The organism is Pseudoalteromonas luteoviolacea H33-S (genome assembly GCF_001625695.1).
Classification (GTDB): Bacteria; Pseudomonadota; Gammaproteobacteria; order Enterobacterales; family Alteromonadaceae; genus Pseudoalteromonas; species Pseudoalteromonas luteoviolacea_B.
On the sequence record NZ_AUXY01000007.1, the window covers coordinates 1 to 804 of the forward strand.

1 protein-coding gene is annotated in these 804 nt (G+C 49.5%); it reads right to left on the reverse strand.

The features are described from left to right. Window positions 1-782 (reverse strand): condensation domain-containing protein (locus tag N477_RS00630; RefSeq protein WP_231098039.1); only part of this gene is annotated, 782 nt, incomplete at its 3' end. Between the last annotated feature and the right edge of the window lie 22 nt (window positions 783-804).

The following is an 804-nucleotide window of genomic DNA, read 5'->3' on the forward strand; positions in this document are numbered from 1 at the left end:
CGCTCAAACAAAGCGGTATTATAGCCCCACCCTAGGTTAAGAGCATCCTCACCTTCAGCCACATTTAGCGTTAAATCATACTTCGCACTTTCCCCTTCCCGGCCCTCCACCAGAGAAAGGTTGAGATCAGGCAAGGATAAACTTCCTTCATCATTATTTTGCAGCGCCAACATCACCTGGAATAACGGGCTATGGCTTAGGCTACGCTCAGGTTGCAAACGTTCGACAATTTGTTCAAACGGCACCTGCTGATGGGCATAACCGTCAAGTAACATATTTTTACTTTGTTCTAGCAGCGACTGGAAACTCGGCTTGCCAGATAAATCGCTCCGCAGGACTAGTGTATTGACGAAGAAGCCGATCAAACCGGCCACTTCCGCCTGCTCTCGGTTTGCCACTGGCGTACCAATAACAATATCTTGTTCATTGCTGTAGCGGGACAGCAGCACAGAAAAAGCCGCATGCAGTCCCATAAATAAAGTGGCTCCCTGCGCCTGACACAAGCCAATCAAAGCCTTGTAAGTGCTTTTACTGATACGGGAAATATGGAAAGCACCTGCAAAACTCTGCACCGCGGGTCTGACGTGATCCAGCGGCAACGCGTGTACCATAGGTAAACCAGCAAGCTGCTTTTCCCAGTATGCCAATTGTTCATCCAGCACAGCTCCTTGTAACCAATTGCGCTGCCAGTGGGCATAATCGCCATACTGGATCGCCAGCGGCATCAGCGGACTTTCCTGCCCTTTGGCATAAGCTGTATATAGGTTGCTAAATTCATTCACCAGTATGCCCATCGACCAGCCA